The organism is Paenibacillus silvae (assembly GCF_014639235.1).
GTDB lineage: Bacteria > Bacillota > Bacilli > Paenibacillales > Paenibacillaceae > Paenibacillus > Paenibacillus silvae.
On sequence record NZ_BMFU01000010.1, the window covers coordinates 70,915 to 87,701 of the forward strand.

General features: G+C 48.7%; 14 protein-coding genes and 1 pseudogene. 3 read left to right on the forward strand and 12 right to left on the reverse strand.

Annotation, left to right across the window (positions count from 1 at the left end; translation table 11 throughout):
* Positions 1-15 precede the first annotated feature (15 nt).
* From IEW26_RS30810 to xylA, 6 genes and pseudogenes are all read right to left on the reverse strand, one after another.
* Positions 16-1,071, reverse strand: coding sequence for a glycosyltransferase (locus IEW26_RS30810; protein ID WP_373288558.1), 1,056 nt, complete (start codon positions 1,069-1,071; stop codon positions 16-18).
* 423 nt (positions 1,072-1,494) lie between these two features.
* Positions 1,495-2,004, reverse strand: a pseudogene (locus IEW26_RS30815) (glycosyltransferase family 2 protein); the annotation flags it as partial.
* Between the two features lie 20 nt (positions 2,005-2,024).
* Positions 2,025-2,747, reverse strand: a complete 723-nt coding sequence (locus tag IEW26_RS24135; protein ID WP_229730009.1) for a glycosyltransferase — start codon at positions 2,745-2,747, stop codon at positions 2,025-2,027.
* Between the two features lie 224 nt (positions 2,748-2,971).
* Positions 2,972-4,465, reverse strand: coding sequence for a xylulokinase (xylB, locus tag IEW26_RS24140; RefSeq protein ID WP_188594223.1), 1,494 nt, complete (start codon positions 4,463-4,465; stop codon positions 2,972-2,974).
* A 630-nt stretch (positions 4,466-5,095) separates the two neighbouring features.
* On the reverse strand, positions 5,096-5,404 hold the full coding sequence (locus tag IEW26_RS24145) for a hypothetical protein (RefSeq protein WP_229730010.1): 309 nt from the start codon (positions 5,402-5,404) through the stop codon (positions 5,096-5,098).
* Between the two features lie 29 nt (positions 5,405-5,433).
* Entirely contained in the window at positions 5,434-6,750 is a 1,317-nt protein-coding gene (gene xylA / locus IEW26_RS24150; protein WP_111268379.1) for a xylose isomerase, read from the reverse strand.
* A gap of 316 nt (positions 6,751-7,066) precedes the next feature.
* Here xylA and IEW26_RS24155 point away from each other — a divergent pair, with 316 nt between their 5' ends.
* Positions 7,067-8,230 (forward strand): ROK family transcriptional regulator, encoded by a 1,164-nt coding sequence (locus tag IEW26_RS24155; protein WP_188594225.1) that lies wholly within the window; start codon positions 7,067-7,069, stop codon positions 8,228-8,230.
* A gap of 154 nt (positions 8,231-8,384) precedes the next feature.
* Positions 8,385-8,582, forward strand: coding sequence for a hypothetical protein (locus tag IEW26_RS24160; protein WP_111268377.1), 198 nt, complete (start codon positions 8,385-8,387; stop codon positions 8,580-8,582).
* Between the two features lie 267 nt (positions 8,583-8,849).
* Here the strand turns inward: IEW26_RS24160 and IEW26_RS24165 are convergent, their stop codons facing one another.
* Both IEW26_RS24165 and trxB read right to left on the reverse strand, forming a co-directional pair.
* Positions 8,850-9,080, reverse strand: coding sequence for a glutaredoxin family protein (locus IEW26_RS24165; protein WP_111268376.1), 231 nt, complete (start codon positions 9,078-9,080; stop codon positions 8,850-8,852).
* 127 nt (positions 9,081-9,207) lie between these two features.
* A complete protein-coding gene (gene trxB / locus IEW26_RS24170; RefSeq protein WP_111268375.1) occupies positions 9,208-10,149 on the reverse strand; it encodes a thioredoxin-disulfide reductase in 942 nt (313 codons plus the stop codon).
* Positions 10,150-10,406: 257 nt separating this feature from the next.
* Here trxB and IEW26_RS24175 point away from each other — a divergent pair, with 257 nt between their 5' ends.
* Positions 10,407-11,138, forward strand: coding sequence for a ZIP family metal transporter (locus IEW26_RS24175; protein WP_111268374.1), 732 nt, complete (start codon positions 10,407-10,409; stop codon positions 11,136-11,138).
* Positions 11,139-11,321: 183 nt separating this feature from the next.
* On the opposite strand, the gene IEW26_RS24180 is transcribed toward IEW26_RS24175, so the two are convergent.
* The 4 genes from IEW26_RS24180 to IEW26_RS24195 all read right to left on the reverse strand — a co-directional run bounded on the left by IEW26_RS24180 (position 11,322) and on the right by IEW26_RS24195 (position 16,567).
* Complete coding sequence (locus tag IEW26_RS24180) at positions 11,322-12,131, reverse strand: alpha/beta fold hydrolase (protein ID WP_188594226.1); 810 nt, start codon at positions 12,129-12,131, stop codon at positions 11,322-11,324.
* Positions 12,132-12,335: 204 nt separating this feature from the next.
* Positions 12,336-14,339: a heavy metal translocating P-type ATPase gene (locus tag IEW26_RS24185; RefSeq protein ID WP_188594227.1), complete on the reverse strand. Its 2,004-nt coding sequence runs from the start codon at positions 14,337-14,339 to the stop codon at positions 12,336-12,338.
* 29 nt (positions 14,340-14,368) lie between these two features.
* Entirely contained in the window at positions 14,369-14,584 is a 216-nt protein-coding gene (locus tag IEW26_RS24190) for a hypothetical protein (RefSeq protein ID WP_188594228.1), read from the reverse strand.
* A gap of 675 nt (positions 14,585-15,259) precedes the next feature.
* Positions 15,260-16,567 (reverse strand): homocysteine synthase, encoded by a 1,308-nt coding sequence (locus IEW26_RS24195; RefSeq protein WP_188594229.1) that lies wholly within the window; start codon positions 16,565-16,567, stop codon positions 15,260-15,262.
* Between the last annotated feature and the right edge of the window lie 220 nt (positions 16,568-16,787).

A 16,787-nucleotide genomic window follows, 5' to 3' on the forward strand; every position in this document is an offset into this window, starting at 1 on the left:
ATGGCAACAGATCATTTATATATTTTTCTGCAAATCCTTAAAATATTGATCATTATACAGCATGCTTGGATGCGTAGGATGATAAGCGAGCGCAATATCGTTGTGCTCCTTGGCCTTCGCGCGATTGCCCATCCGGTCATAACATACACATAATTGCAGATGCGGCATCCAGGTCCAGGCCGCTTCGTTCAGCACGACCATCGGATCAGCCGGGCGGCTTGCCTGAACAGCCTGTTCATACCAGAATACCGCTTTGCGGTATTCTTCTCTGTCGGCAAAATAACCCCCCAGACGGCAGCAAACCTCCGCCCTAGGCAGATCATATAGGAAGGAGCGAAACAGCGCTCTTGCTTCCTGCTCCGGGCGTTTCAATGCCGCTTCACAATCTGCTATTTTCTGGCAAGCCGCAATTTGATCCTCGAGCCAGCCTAATCCGGTAGCGAGAAATTTGCCGTAATAGGTTATGGCATCCTCATACTGAGCGTGATCCTTCAGCTCGTTGCCAAAATAATATAAATCCCGCGGTGAAAACTCTTCCCCGGCCTGCTCTCGTTTGCGATAAATACGCAGATTGCGATCGGTATATTCCTTGTCTTTCTTATGTGTAACCGCGATATCACTATGCAGCAGATGCCCCGCTACAGCCAGATATTCATGCACTGCCCCGATCCAGCGAAACTGCCGATCACGCCGCACCAGCCGATTCCGCCGCAGACTGTAAGCTACTTTGCCGTCGGCGGTAAACGAAAGATTGTAATCCATCGTCACACTATCCACCGCGGGATCAAGGGAATGCTTCAGGCCAATCAGCTTTGCCCGATCCTCTGCTTCGAATACATCATCCGCATCCAGCCAGAGTATGTATTCGCAAGATGCTTGATCAAAGGCAAAATTACGGGCCGCCGCAAAATCATCTACCCATTCAAAATCATAAATACAGTCCGTGTAGCGGGATGCGATCTGACGTGTACGGTCGGTGGACCCTGTGTCCACAATGACAATTTCATCGGCAATACCATTCACCGAGTCCAGGCATCGGGGGAGGGAATTCTCTTCATTTTTCACAATCATACACAAGGAAATGGTAATCGTCTCTTCACCCCGTCTGACTCTGCGGTTATAGGCCGCCACCCCCGGCAACTCTGATAAACGATAGATGTGATATGCTGGCAGATGGGTATCCACAAACAGATTGAATCCATAAGCCTGGGCGCGAATGCAGAAATGACGATCCTCCCCCCAAAAAGACACATTTGGAATACGGTCAAAATTCACCCCCGCTTCAATTACAGACCGTCGAATCAGCGTACAGGCACCTAACCCGCCTACCTCATAACACCCCGGGATACGCAGCTGGTTCAGAAAAGCACTTGTCTGCTCTCCCTCGTCCTCTGACGCTGCACCCGGGAAGGCTGGCCCACCCCGCCGATAGAGCGCGTACTCATCCTGCAGCCATACCTGCGGCATTTCCTTGGCTTCGGGCTGCCAGCGAGTCCAGAATATGTTGGATATAATTTCTTTCCCGCTGGAAGCCAGCTGTTCCAACGTTCGCGGATGCAGCACCAGATCGGAATCAATCAGGAACACGGCATCATATTCATGCGCTCGGGCGTACTGCAAAATGTTATTTTTCAGCCGTGCGACACGCCAGATTTGCTCTGTTTTCCAGTAATGTCCTCCTTCGTCCTTGGCGTAAATACCCTGATCGTCCGCGTGCTCATCATCAAATAACTCACGGGCAGGGATTACCTCGCAGTTACTCTCTTGTCGATGCACAAAATCAAGCAGCATCTGGGAGGCGGCCTCTTCCTCATTATCATCCACAAATAAATAGTTCGTCTGCACCGTTTCCCGTTCAAGCCTCTGTAATGAATTCAAAAATTCGTGCAGTACAGCCGCCGTCTGACGGACAGGACTTGCAATCAAAATACGCTCTCGGTTATCTCGGGTGATACTCGCATCCTCTGGCTGAAACGATGGTTTTCCCTGCGGTTCCTTCTTCAATTAGCTCTCTCCCTTCAACCTTAATCCGTCCACGGAATAAGCCTCGGCTCAGCATCCAATATGGACTCATATTGCTCTTTCCAGCCGTAACGAGCTTCCGGATCGAGTGTCTGGTATCTGACGTATTTGCGGACACGATCCTCCTCCCTGGCCCAACCGTAATGCTTCACCCGCGGTACATGGCATGCGTAAGGCAGATGCTGGATGCTTAGCGGAAAACGGCCACAATGCTGCGGTGTTTCCTTCCACTCGTAAACCATGCCGGGCCGATATTTAATAAGGAAGGGCCGATAATACGCATGGGCCTGCCAGAACGCATCCTCCCGGTACGCTGTCTCACTCCACATATCGAACAAACGGAAATATATCGCTTCCTCCGGGCCGCTTAATAACACATCCCGCAGCTCGCCGAAATCCGTTGTTAAAATCTCGTCCGCATCCAGATTAAGAATCCATTCCGGGTTGACCGCAATCGTCTCTTCCCACTGCTGCTTTCTTAACCTCACTTCATCGGAAAAACGAGATGTCGGATTCTCCACCAGCACCAGCGGAATTCCTTCTAACAGCTCCCTGCACATGGCAGCCGTACCGTCCGTGCTTCCATCGTCAATAATGACAGCCCGATCAATCCATGGCCGATGCGTCTCGAGTGCCTGTCTCAAATAACGCTTCTCTTCATTGCGAACAATCATTGACAAGGTGATGTGCGGCCTGTTTCTCGCAGAATGCTCCTGTTCATCCAAAATCTCACCCCCGCGCTTAACTTCGCTGTGACAATCCAAACGGTCTATACCTAATCTATGCGAAGCCGGAATGCAGATATGCAGGTCATCATGCTTCAAGATGCCAACGAAAATGCCAACGACAAAAAGAAGCACCCGCCCTAAGCGAATGCTTCTTGAATTATTGCTTTTATCCCGGATCAACTGCGTATGATATAAAAAGAAGATACCCGTATCGTTCCTGATTAACGATATGCCGCCAGTCGATCATTCAAGCCGCGTGTCTGCCCGTACACCTCTTGGTAGAGAGCGAACAAACCGTCATATACAGCCACTGTCTCTGGATTAGGTACATATGATTTCGCAGGACGAATAAAGGCTTCCGCACACTGCTGCAAAGACGGGAACCAGCCACTGCCATAAGCAGCCAGCATCGCAGCCCCCATTGCCGGGCCCTGCTCGCTCTCCAGCTTCACAATCGTTGCATTGAAAATGTCGGCCTGCATCTGCAGCCAAGCCTCGTTTTTGGCACCGCCGCCGATGGAAATGACCTCGTTCACCGTCTTGCCGGCGCCACGCAAAATATCAATCGACTCGCGCAGCGAGAAGGTAATGCCTTCCATCACCGCACGCCCGAAATGCTCCAGACGATGTCCGGCATCCATGCCGATAAAGCTGCCACGAATATTTGCGTCCGGGTGAGGTGTCCGTTCCCCAACAATATATGGCGTAAACAGCAGACCGCTGCTTCCTGCCGGAATCTCATCAATGCCTTGCAGCAGCACATCGAAGGATTTATCCGCTGCAAAGGTGTCCTTGAACCAGGATAGACTGTATCCTGCCGCCAGCGTCACGCCCATAATATAGAAGGCATCTTTCTCCCCGTGATTAAAAAAGTGCACTTTTCCTTCGAAATCCAGGTCTTTCCGTTCTTCATACGAGAGAACTACCCCGGACGTACCGATGCTGCACATCGTTTGTCCTTCACTCAGAATACCTGCGCCAATTGCTCCGCAGGCATTATCTGCGCCACCGGCAAATACTTTTGTCGCTTGCGCCAAGCCTGTTTGCTCCGCAATGTCAGGCAGCAGCGTGCCAACTTGCTCGAAGGATTCCACCAAGCGCGGGCATAGCGACATCGGCAGATTAAATGCGGCCGCGATGTCCTTGCTCCACTGCTTGCCTGTCACGTCTAACAGCAGAGTACCTGCTGCATCGGAATAATCCATAGCGTAATCACCGGTCAAGCGATAACGAACGTAGTCTTTTGGCAGCAGGAATAAAGCAGCTTGTTCAAGCAATTCGGGTTCGTTTTCCTGTACCCACAGGATTTTAGGCAGTGTAAAACCTTCCAGTGCACGATTTCGGGCAATGCTGAGCAGCTTGCTGTCCAGTGCTTTCTCGATCCGGCGGCACTGCGCGGTCGTTCTGGTGTCATTCCACAGAATTGCATTGCGCAGCGGCTTGCCTTCCGCGTCCACCAGCACCAGCCCGTGCATTTGCCCGGAGAAGCTCAGGCCTTCAATCTCGGATGGCTGCACGCCGGAAACCTCCAGCAGCTTTCGAAGCGACACAATCGTCTGCTCCACCCAATCCTCCGGATTTTGCTCACTATATCCAGCCTTGGGCTGGTAAAGCGGATATGCCTCCGATGCTTCAAATGCCACTTTTCCTTCGCGGTTGACCAGCACGGTTTTGACCGCACTCGTGCCGAGATCGACGCCGATGACGTAACTCATAAGTAGACTCCTTTCGTTTATACAGGATTGAATGGAAACCTTTTGGGTTGCGGCATAAATGGTCACTCCGTGGTCAGAAAACCCTTTGATCGCCCTTACCCCCGGATTTCTTCATTCCCCTTTCAAGGGGGAAATCCGGTTGTAAATGCGAACGCTTCGCTTCTTCGGGTTCTTTCTGCCCACTTCTTTCTGCATGCCGCTTCTCCAACATTTCCTTCAAACGGTACAACCGTACTCGCTTGGGGAAATGGGGGGATTCTATGACATCAAACTACCTTGTCATTGGTTTGTAAAATCCTTGGGGCGGCATATTGGGTCACTCCGTGGTCAGAAAACCCTTTGATCGCCCTTACCCCCGGATTTCTTCATTCCCCTTTCAAGGGGGAAATCCGGTTGTAAATGCGAACGCTTCGCTTCTTCGGGTTCTTTCTGCCCACTTCTTTCTGCATGCCGCTTCTCCAACATTTCCTTCAAACGGTACAACCGTACTCGCTTGGGGAAATGGGGGGATTCTATGACATCAAACCATCTTGTCATTGGTTTGTAAAATCCTTGGGGCGGCATATTGGGTCACTCCGCGGTCAGAAAACCCTTCGATCCCCCTTACCCCCGGATTTCTTCTTTCCCTTTTCAAGGGGGAAATCCGGTTGTAAATGCGAACGCTTCGCTTCTCCGGGTTCTTTCTGCCCACTTCGTTCTGCCTGCCGCTTCTCCAACATTTCCTTCAAACGGTACATCCGTACTCGTTTGCGGGAAATGGTGATGCTCCAATGACAACAAACCGTCCCCGCCTTCCCGGAGGAAAGCGGGGACGGTTTGAATGTCACGCTTATTCAACGTCCAGGCACAAGTTTGAAGTTGCACCGAGTAGGAAGCTGTACACCCTGCCAGATTCCAGATCTCGCCTATGATTTCAATCAGAGGCAAGCTGCACACCAAGGCATAAAGTTCTTCCTCTATGACTGTTATTAGTCAGCCAGAATGTATTGGTTCAGTTTTGCTCTCAGCAATTCCTGACGTCCGGATTGATTTTTGCGTGGGCTTTCGTTGTTCAGAGCGTACTCAGCCAAGGAAGCAAGTGTTGCTTTGCCTGCAACGACATCTGCACCGATGCCTTCGTTGAAGCTGCTGTAACGCTGCTCGATGAATTCATCGAATACGCGGTCTTCGATCAGCTTGGAAGCTACTTTCAGACCTTTCGCGTACGTATCCATACCTGCGATATGAGCCAGGAACAGGTCTTCAGGCTCGAATGAACCACGGCGAACTTTCGCATCAAAGTTTACGCCACCTTTGCCCAGACCACCGTTTTTCAACACTTCATACATCGTCAGCGTAGCATCATACATATCAACAGGGAACTCGTCTGTATCCCAGCCGATCAGCAGATCGCCCTGATTGGCATCCAGGGAACCGAGCATGCCATTGATGCGAGCTACACGGATTTCATGGTCAAACGTATGACCTGCCAATGTTGCATGGTTTGCTTCAAGGTTCAGCTTGAAGTGGTTGTGCAGATCATATTTTTGCAAGAACGCAATGGAAGTTGCTGCATCGAAGTCATATTGGTGCTTCGTTGGCTCTTTTGGTTTAGGCTCGATCAGGAACTGAGCGTCAAAGCCGATTTCTTTTGCATAGTCAACAGCCATATGGAACATACGAGCAATGTTGTCTTGCTCCAGCTGCATGTCCGTGTTCAGCAATGTGTCGTAACCTTCACGACCGCCCCAGAATACGTAGTTTTCTGCACCGAGACGTTTACCTACTTCCAGACCTTTCTTGATCTGAGCGGCTGCGTGAGCGTATACATCAGCGTTGCAAGTCGATGCTGCACCGAACATAAAACGCGGGTTGGAGAACATGTTAGCTGTGTTCCACAGTAGCTTTTTGCCGCTTGCTTTCATATGCTCTTCCAACAGATCAACGATGGTATCAATGTTGCTGTAGAATTCGCGCAGCGTTGCACCTTCCGGAGCGATGTCTACATCGTGGAAACAGTAGTAAGGCAGATTCATTTTTTCCATAAATTCAAAAGCCGCTTCTACGCGAACTTTAGCTTTATCCAGACCGGAGTAGCTATCCCATGCACGCACTGCAGTTTCAGCACCGAACGGATCACTACCACCTGCTGTTAATGTATGCCAGTAAGCCATACCGAAACGGAAGTGCTCTTCCATCGTTTTGCCAGCAACAACTTCTTGCGGATTATAATGTTTAAAAGCAAATGGATTCTTGGAATCTTTACCTTCGAATGCAATCTTATTAACGGATTCAAAATAGGCCATGTGATAAATGCCTCCTCAAAAGTTTTAAAAGAGTTTATAAAGAAATCGTTTACACCGTTATCCTAACACATCGGTTTCACTTTGTCTATTGGTTAAACAAAGTTAAAATAAAATTGTTTTTTCCCCGTTCGTTTACGCTATAATAGTCGAATAGCTTGTTAGCGGATCAGCATGAGAGCCATTACTTATATAAGTTAAACTACTTCATCCACACATGAACGGAGAGGACAGAAAATACCTGTAGAAGCGGGGTGTCCGTTTAAATCTCTTCAGTTCAATTTTATAAAAAGAGAAAGAATAGGAGTGCCTGAGCGATATGAAAATTACTGGCGACCAGATGCTGGTCAAAAAAATAAACAAGTCGATCGTACTCGATACGATCCGGCGTCACGCCCCCCTTTCCCGGGCCAAATTGTCCGAAGTGACAGGGCTTAACAAAGCAACGGTATCCAATCTGGTTGCGGATCTGATCAGTGACGAACTCGTACAGGAGATTGGTCCCGGAGAGTCCAGCGGGGGGCGCAAGCCGTTGATGCTGCTTTTTCGCGGAACTGCGGGTTATGCAGTCGGACTGGAGCTGACGGTCACCCGTTTGAAAGGCGTGCTTACCGACCTTGAGGGCCACATCGTTGCCGAATATGCCACCGATCTGGTGCAGCATGATGCAGCGTCTGTATTCGAACAATTAAAGCTGGCAGCGAATTACCTGATCGGGCAGGCTCCTCCATCCCCTCATGGTGTGATCGGCATTGGCATCGGTGTTCCCGGAATGGTCGATGAACAGGGCACCGTGCTGTTTGCGCCCAACCTGAAGTGGGAGATGGTTCCCTTGCGAGCGATGATGGAGGACTTTTTCAAACTTCCTGTTACGATTGATAATGAAGCCAACGCGGGTGCGCGGGGCGAGCTGAACTTTGGTGCAGGTATTGGCGTACGCCATCTGATCTATATCAGTGCAGGCATCGGGATTGGTTCAGGCATCATTGTAGATGGTGAATTGTATAAGGGAGCCTGGGGATATGCGGGTGAGACTGGACACATGTCGATTGAAGCAGAGGGTCTGCCCTGCTCTTGCGGTAATCGGGGATGCTGGGAGTTATATGCCTCGGAAAAAGTATATGAGCACCCGGATCAGCAGCATCTGCCTGCGCGTACTACCAAGGAATTGATTGAACTGGCTCAGGAGGGTCACGAGGCTGTACTGGACTTGTACGAAACGGTTGGACGCAAGCTCGGCATCGGCATTACCAATATCGTCAACAGCTTTAATCCGGAACGCATCATCATTGGAGGACCGCTTTCGGAGGCTAAACCCTGGATTGAATCGGCACTTAAACAGGTGGTGGAGGAACGTACCCTGCCTTATCACCGCCGCAGCCTGCAAGTCGAATGGGCCGCTCTGGGCAGCCGCTCAACCCGAATCGGAGCAGCTTATGCTGCTATATCCCAATTTTTAGGGAATGTACGGGTATCAGTTTAATAATTAGTTAATAATCAGTTGAAATTGACAAGATTTCGCCCCATTTCCTCCCTTTTTGTTAAAGAAATCCAGATGTATAATGAGACTATGTGATTTTTATCATGGCAGCGCTCTCGCTGCTGTGTTATCCGATAATGAAACGGAGTGAAAACTCGTGACCTACGTGGATACATCAGATATCTCGGCGCCAGTGTTTGTCACCGTACTCCTGTTCCTGATTGTGCTTGCGCCCCTGTTCAGCCTCGGCATACTTCGTTTTTTTCAGAGCAAAAAGAAGGCTGGGATCATGTACATGCTGTCAGGCTTGCTGGTGTATGTCGTATTTCAGACGTTTATGAGTATTTTTTTCTAGCGTAAACAAGTTCTGTTTTTACGTCAAATCCCCTTTTACATCCACAAAAGAGTTCATGAACCATGTGCTCTGTTGTAGTTGCGAAAGGGGATTTTTCATATCCGCAAGCAACTCTATAATCGTGCATTATTCTCACAGCACATGCTCAAAAAACCGTACCCATTTGAGGTACGGTTTTTTCTATATTCTAACGGCTCGCGAAAACCGGAATTGCATATGAATCAAAACTTTTTTCATCACATGTTGTTCTAGATTATCAAGCCTGATTTAAGCGTCCAGCACTTTCGCAAATTGCGTTTTGTTCATACCCAGAATGCGGTGTTCACCGATTACAGTCAAAGGAACCGCGCGTACGCCCATGTCCCATACTTGTTGTGCGAACTCGTCGCTGGTTTCGATGTTGCGCTCTTCGTAAGCAATGCCTTTATCAGCCAGGAAAGACTTTACAGATTTGCAGTTCGGGCAGTTTGTGGATGTGTAAACAATTACGTTTTCCATGTTCAATTCACCTCATATTATGATTATTTAATTTATACGGTTAATTATTTATAGGCCTAATGGGCATTACTCAAACACCGGACCTTTAACGTTTAATCCCATATCCGTATTGTCAGATGGCTCCGAATTACAGTGCAACCGCGCTGTGCTCCAGGCTTTCAATGAATTTCTCTGCATCCATCGCAGCCATACATCCGCTTCCTGCTGCGGTAATCGCTTGTTTGTAGCGTGTATCCTGAACGTCACCACATGCGAATACACCTGGAATATTCGTTTCAGAAGTGCCTGGTGTTGTCAAAATATAACCATGATCGTCGGTTGTAATCTGACCGCCAAGGAAGCCTGTGTTTGGTGTGTGGCCGATCGCTACGAATACGCCGCTTGCCGAAAGAATTTCTTCTTCACCTGTCGCGTTGTTAAGCACTTTCAGACCTGTCACACCGTTCTCGCCGGCAATAACTTCAAGTGGTGTACGGTTAAGCGCCATTTCCACTTTTTCGTTGCTACGTGCACGATCCTGCATGATTTTGGAGCCGCGAAGCTCTTCACGACGGTGTACCAGCGTTACTTTGGAACCGAAACGGGACAGGAAATTTGCTTCCTCCAGGGCGGAATCGCCGCCGCCGATAACGATAATCTCTTTATTGCGGAAGAAGAATCCGTCACATGTTGCACATGTGCTGACACCGCGACCTACGTTTGTTTCTTCTCCCGGGATACCCAGGTATTTAGCAGATGCGCCTGTAGACAGGATCAAGGTTTCGGATACGAGTTCTCCCATACCTTCGACTTGAATTTTGAACGGGCGCTCGCTCATGTCGATGTTGTTTACCCAGCCCGTACGGAATTCTGCGCCAAAACGCTCCGCTTGTTTACGCATATTGTCCATCAACTCAGGGCCCATGATGCCATCAGGGAAACCCGGGAAGTTCTCCACTTCCGTCGTTGTTGTCAGCTGTCCGCCAGGTTGCGGTCCTTCAATTACGAGCGGGTTCAGGTTGGCGCGTGCCAGATAGATTGCTGCTGTCAGCCCTGCAGGGCCTGTTCCAATAATAATTGATTTATACATGTATAGTTCCTCCTCTAGGTTCTGCAAAAAGGTCAGGCTCCCCGGCATCAAAAGCGCGGACAGTTGCATACACTAAAACGAATAGCCCACGTCATGTCCATCAGAACTGCCTGAGAAAATGATGATTCACCTATGCAGAAACGGAATTCTAATTTATAATCATTCTAATCTGTTGTTCATTATGATCTCTTTTATGTACGGTGTCAATGCTCGGCAGCGATTATGAAGAAGTCTTCATCAGGAGGGAAAATGGAAGCATGAACGATGCTCTGCTAGGCAGTATTATTTCGGCCATGTCTACCGGACTTGGAGCCGTACCGATTTTATTTATGCGTAAAATATCACATCGTCTGCGTGACATTCTGCTCGCTTACGCAGCGGGCATTATGACCTCAGCCTCGGTGTACAATCTCATTCCCGAAGCGCTCGGGCAATCCAATCTGTTTGTACTCGCTTTTGGCATCATGCTGGGCAGTCTGGTTCTGCTTGTACTGGAGATGCGGATTCCGCATGTAGACCTGGAGAACCCCGAGAAGATGCCTTTCAAAATCGAAGGCAAGGCCTTCATGATTATCGCCGCGATCACCATGCACAACTTGCCGGAGGGGTTGTCTGTCGGTGTAAGCTACGCAAGTACGGATGAGAATCTGGGCAACCTGATCGCCTTTTCCATAGGTCTGCAAAATGCACCCGAAGGATTCCTGGTCGCTCTGTTCCTGGTCAATCAGAACATTGGCCGCTTCAAAGCACTTGGCATTGCAACACTGACCGGAGCTGTAGAGATCGTAACCGCCATGATCGGATTTACCCTCAGCAGTCTTGTGGCTGGTCTTGTGCCGTATGGTCTTGCGTTTGCAGCCGGTGCGATGATGTTTATCGTTTACAAAGAGCTCATTCCCGAAAGCCATGGCGATGGCAACGCACGTGTTGCCACTATCTCCTTCCTGCTGGGTCTGATTACGATGATCGGCCTGACCGAGCTTTTCTAGATTAGAACATCAGCTTAAAGCGAAAATTCAATGATAAGCCAAAGAACCCAAGCAACAGCTGCAAAGCTGAGGTCGGGTTCTTTTTTTAGTCACAAATGAAGATTCCATGAAATTACTGAAATTGCTGAAATCATCTGTAAGCCAATCAATTTATTTTTATCTGAAACAACAAGATCTTATAGATCAAGATTGAATAAATCGAATCAGTTCGGCATTGTATTTTTCCAACTCATCGTAAAATGCACCGTGCCCACTTTCCTCAAATACCACCAGTTCGGCTGACGGAATTGCTTGGTGCATCTGTTCAGCGAATTCAAACGGACAGATTTCATCTTTTTTACCGTGAAAAATAGCCGTAGGCACCTGGATGGTCTCCAGTTCTCCGCGTAAATCCTCATCCCGCAGCGCCATGGCACTGCTGATCGTACCATAAGACGAAGCCTCCATGCCGAGTGCATGGAACCAATTCATGAAGGGCTTGCTGTGCTCTTTGGCAAAAAACATTCCGCCAAACGTATCCAGCAGCTTCGCACGATCTTCAAAGATTGGCTCAATAATCTGCTCGTTCAGCTCTTCCGGCGTCAAGCCGTACGGATAACCTTCACGCTGTGTAAATACAGGCGCCGCTGCTGACAGCAGGGCAAGCTTGGATATCCCGTGTCCCTGATGACGCGCCATATAATGCGCTGCAATCGCACCACCCATGGAGAAGCCGGCAAGCACGGCATCCGTCAGCCCCAGATCATCAATGACAGCACGCACATCATCAGCCATGCGGTCATAATCATATCCGGTGGATGGCTTATCCGATAAGCCGTAACCTCTGAAATCCATCGCAATGGTGCGAATGCCGTGCTTTGGCAGCACATTCAGCTGATATTCAAACATTTTATAATTAACAGGCCAGCCGTGCAAAAAGAGTACCGGGGTCCCTTCACCAATATCTTCAACATATACTTTTACATTTGGTTCAACTTGTACGTAACGGCCCATTTTTCACAGCTCCCTTATCATTAGTTGTAATTCTTCATTAAGATACGTATACGTTATAACGTCTCTTCGACTATTACCCTCTGACCACAGGTTCAAACGGGAGCTTGCCGGACTATATCCGTTAACAAAAATGCTCACACACGTCGATGCCCTATCGCTTCAACACTTTTTACAAATATGCTCGTTATGCACCAGCAGCTCACCTTATCGCAGCAGTCTCAGTCCATTCAGAATAACCAGAATTGTACTGCCTTCATGCCCAACCACCCCAAGTGGCAGTGCTACATCCTGCAGGAAATTACCCGCAATCAGCGCCAGAATGACGGTAATCGCAAACCACATATTTTGTTTTACCGTGCGTTCTGCCCGCCGCGCCTGCCCGATGACCCAGGCAATCTCTTCGATGTTATCGTTCATCAGCACCGCATCGGCCACCTCAATAGCCGTCCCGCTCCCTGACAAGCCCATGCCCATTCCTACCGTTGCTGCTGCAAGTGCGGGTGCATCGTTAACCCCGTCACCAACCATCAGCACATGGCCATATTGCTCGCGGAGCGCTTGCACCTGCTTCACTTTATCTTCAGGCAGCAGGTCTGCATAGACCATACTAACCCCGGTTTCACGTGCGATCACCGACGCTGAACGGGCACGGTCACCGGTCAACATCGCTACTTGCACCCCCATACTCTCCAGCTTCTTCACAGCAGCTGCAGCTTGAGGACGAATCATATCCCTCATCGCAATCAAACCAGCGAACTCACCGTTGACTGTTACAACAGAGATGGTTTTCCCTTCCTGCTCCAGTCGGGCACATACTTTCTCCCAATCCGCCGCGCCTTCCAAACTTGTCGTATCAGAGATTGACCCCGTTACAACGTCGGACATTCTTTCTGTCCATGCAGTTCCGTCCAGCCGTCCAATCTTCCATACGGCACCATTTACCGTTCCTTCAATGCCGTGCCCCGTAATCGACTGCACATGCTCTGCCTCCTGAAGATGCAAGTTCTCCTTGTTCGCCTGTTCAACAATGGCCAGGGCAAGAGGGTGCATAGAGAGATTTTCAACAGACGCCACAGCGGACAACAATTGCTCTCTGCTCACATGGGAAGCTGTCAGTATATCCGTAACTTGTGGTGTTCCCATCGTGAGTGTACCTGTTTTGTCAAAAGCAACGACCTTGGTCCGGGCGATATTCTCCATATGTGCCCCTCCCTTGAACAAAATGCCGCGGCGTGCGCTGCTGGACATCGCTGACAGCATCACAGGCATGATAGATGACACAAGCGCACAAGGGGAAGCCACAACCAGAAAGACCATCGCTTTATAAAAAGCTTCACTCCATGTCCACCCCAAAAACAGCGGTGTTCCCGCAATAACAAGCAGGGTGACTCCTACCACAATCCGTGCATAGATGCCTTCAAACCGTTCCATAAATCGCTGCGAATCCGGCACCTCGGCCTGCGCTTCCTCCACCAGCTTGATTATTTTGCCGAACAGTGATCCTTCAGCCGACTTCGTGACCTCGACATATAATGCCCCCTCGCCGTTCACCGTACCTGCATACACTTCGTCGCCTGTGCTCTTATCTACGGGCATGGATTCCCCGGTAATCGAAGCTTGATTGATTGAAGAGCTCCCCCGATAAACAACACCATCCGCAGGAATCAGCTCGCCCGGCTTCACCAGCAGCAAATCTCCCGCTTTCAGATCCTCAATAGCAACCACATTCATCTGTCCATCCTCAATGCGCAGGGCCGTCTCCGGTTTGAGTGCCAGCAAGGATGAGATGTCTTTGTGACTGCGCTCGGTTGCGTAGCTTTCCAGTGCACCGCTGAGGGCAAAGATAAAGATCAGCATCGCTCCTTCATTCCAGTACCCGATGGCTGCGGCTCCGAGCGAAGCGGCAATCATCAGCAGATTAACGTCCAGATCACGATCTTTAACCAGCGTTTCAATGCCTTCCTTGGCCTTGGTCCAGCCACCGATGGCATAAGCCGCGATGTAGAGTATGACAGATAATGTCGTAAAGTAAGGAGCAATCCCCCAGGCAATCAGCATCATCAGACCACTGCCTAACGCCGCCTGCATCTCCTTGTTCTTCAGCATGACACGGAAGTCTGGCTTCTTGCCCCGGTTAGGACCGGGCGTATTGGCCGATTGCTGTTTCGCTTGCTGTTTTCCTTGTAAAGATTGGTGTATCGCTTGCATATGAATCACGTTCCTTTCGCGTATGAGTTTTAGCGTAGTGACGCTGCTTTTTCGCTTTTTTCTCTTTCTTTTTTTGCTGCTGCTGCTGCTACTGTTACTCTTGCTGTTACTCTTGCTGCTATTGTTCTTTTGCATTTTTGCTTGAACTTCGCTGAATCCAACGTTTCAACTGCTGCCCATTTTCGCTTCTCATCTGATTCCCATATGGCTGCCTTGATCCAAGTTGTATTGAGAATGAGAGCCATTGTTATTGCCCTAAAAATGGCACATGCTGCTGCGGGAATCCCGCAGCAGCATGGTTTAGAGATGATTTTACATTCTCAGCGAATCGAAGATTCAGTGAGAATGATAATCATTTTTGTGCTTATGCAATTATGTTTACTCAATACAACTTTTGTTTAATTATATGCCTGTGTTGTGAATTTGTAAATGGGTATTCCATATAAAATTCCAGGCATATCATGAAACATACTACCCCTGTTCGTTCCCAACACCAGCGTGCGGGCTAACGAATCCCAGAAGCCTTATTTCCCCGAAAACACCCCGTTTAGATTTCTAACGATTCGTGGAGACACTATTCATCGCATTTAGCCCATTTCCCTCTTTCTCAGGCCGAGAATTTGACAAATAGGGTCGCTAGGATTCGTTAGATTTTCAAACCCAGCAAAAAGCGGAAAATAAGATCACTAGGATTCGTTAGCCTTCAAATGAAATGAAATAAATTAATATGAATTAAACTATATCCCTACTCACAAAGAAAAGACCAAAGCACGCTAACGCTGGCTTTGGCCCTTGTCTAAAATTGATTATAACACGTTATTCTTCACGGCTCTTCACAACTCTTACATTTCTTACAGTTATTCATAGCTTTTCATAGCTCTTCATAGCTCTTCATATATATTACATCTCTTTCCAGCTATTTACGCACCTACACTTGCACCCTGGCTCGCTTTAATCGCTTGCTCCAGATCGTAAATGATGTCCTGAATATTCTCTGTCCCGATGGACAAACGAATCAACTCTGGATTTACGCCAGCTGCGTTCTGCTCTTCATCCGTCAATTGAGCATGTGTAGTGCTTGCCGGATGAATGATCAGCGACTTGGAATCACCAACGTTTGCGAGGTGAGAGAACAATTTTACGTTTTCGATCAATTTACGGCCCGATTCAACGCCGCCTTTGATACCAAAGGTCAAAATTGCACCTTGTCCTCTTGGCAGGTACTTCTGCGCAAGCTCGTAGGATGGATGACTTAGCAGACCTGCGTAGCTTACCCACAGAACATCTTCATGTTTCTCCAGGTATTCTGCTACAGCCAGTGCATTGGTGCTATGACGCTCTACGCGCAGATGCAGTGTCTCCAAGCCTTGCAGCAGCAGCCATGAGTTGAATGGAGAGATCGATGCACCCAGGTCACGCAGCAATTGCACCCGCGCTTTAATAATATAAGCAATCGGTCCAACCGCTTCGGTATAAACGACCCCATGATAGCTTGGGTCCGGCTCAGTCAATCCAGGGAATTTTCCGCTGGCCTTCCAGTCGAATTTACCGCTGTCTACGATAACGCCGCCGATCGATGTACCGTGCCCACCGATGAACTTCGTTGCAGAGTGAACCACAATGTCTGCTCCATGCTCGATTGGACGCAGAAGATACGGGCTTGGGAACGTGTTATCCAAAATCAGAGGAATGCCATGCTCATGAGCAATCGCTGCCACAGCTTCAATATCAAGTACGTTACCTTGCGGGTTACCAATCGTTTCAGCGTACAACGCTTTTGTTTTGTCCGTAATTGCCGCCCGGAAGTTCTCTGGATTACTGGAATCCACGAATTTCACATCGATCCCAAGCTTAGGCAGTGTAGTAGAGAACAAATTATAAGTACCACCATACAAACTTGCCGCGGATACAATCTCATCACCTGCACCAGCAATGTTTAACAAAGAAAACGTAATCGCGGCCTGCCCCGAAGCTGTTGCGAGTGCTCCGGCTCCGCCCTCCAATGCCGCAATCCGCTGCTCAAACACATCGGTCGTTGGATTCATCAGACGTGTGTAGATGTTGCCAAACTCTTTCAAACCAAACAGATTAGCAGCGTGCTCCGTATCCCGGAATCCATACGATGTTGTCTGGTACAAAGGTACAGCTCTGGCATGAGTTGTTGGATCAATCTCTTGGCCTGCATGAATAGCTAACGTTTCAAATGAAAGCTCACGTTCGTTTGACATAAATCTGAATCCTCCCTTGATATCTGCATTATGATACATTTGATTCTCAATCATGGCTTCCTGATGTCTTCTCATGGCGGTTATGTTTTACATATTCTCTCATAAGATGTCGGTTTTGAAAAGAGTTATTTCCGATTTTTCCGATGTGAAATAAAATAAATTATAAAACATCGACCCAGGTTGCTAAATTAGATCATCTTACCACTAATGATTAACATTA

Bases quoted from the DNA above. Each gene is read 5' to 3' on its own strand.
- trxB (WP_111268375.1), bottom strand. From the start codon at position 10,149: ATGTATAAATCAATTATTATTGGAACAGGCCCTGCAGGGCTGACAGCA.
- IEW26_RS24155 (WP_188594225.1), top strand. From the start codon at position 7,067: ATGAAAATTACTGGCGACCAGATGCTGGTCAAAAAAATAAACAAGTCG.
- IEW26_RS24190 (WP_188594228.1), bottom strand. From the start codon at position 14,584: ATGGCTCTCATTCTCAATACAACTTGGATCAAGGCAGCCATATGGGAA.
- xylA (WP_111268379.1), bottom strand. From the start codon at position 6,750: ATGGCCTATTTTGAATCCGTTAATAAGATTGCATTCGAAGGTAAAGAT.
- IEW26_RS30810 (WP_373288558.1), bottom strand. From the start codon at position 1,071: ATGATTGTGAAAAATGAAGAGAATTCCCTCCCCCGATGCCTGGACTCG.
- IEW26_RS24180 (WP_188594226.1), bottom strand. From the start codon at position 12,131: ATGGGCCGTTACGTACAAGTTGAACCAAATGTAAAAGTATATGTTGAA.
- xylB (WP_188594223.1), bottom strand. From the start codon at position 4,465: ATGAGTTACGTCATCGGCGTCGATCTCGGCACGAGTGCGGTCAAAACC.
- IEW26_RS24185 (WP_188594227.1), bottom strand. From the start codon at position 14,339: ATGCAAGCGATACACCAATCTTTACAAGGAAAACAGCAAGCGAAACAG.
- IEW26_RS24195 (WP_188594229.1), bottom strand. From the start codon at position 16,567: ATGTCAAACGAACGTGAGCTTTCATTTGAAACGTTAGCTATTCATGCA.
- IEW26_RS24165 (WP_111268376.1), bottom strand. From the start codon at position 9,080: ATGGAAAACGTAATTGTTTACACATCCACAAACTGCCCGAACTGCAAA.
- IEW26_RS24175 (WP_111268374.1), top strand. From the start codon at position 10,407: ATGAACGATGCTCTGCTAGGCAGTATTATTTCGGCCATGTCTACCGGA.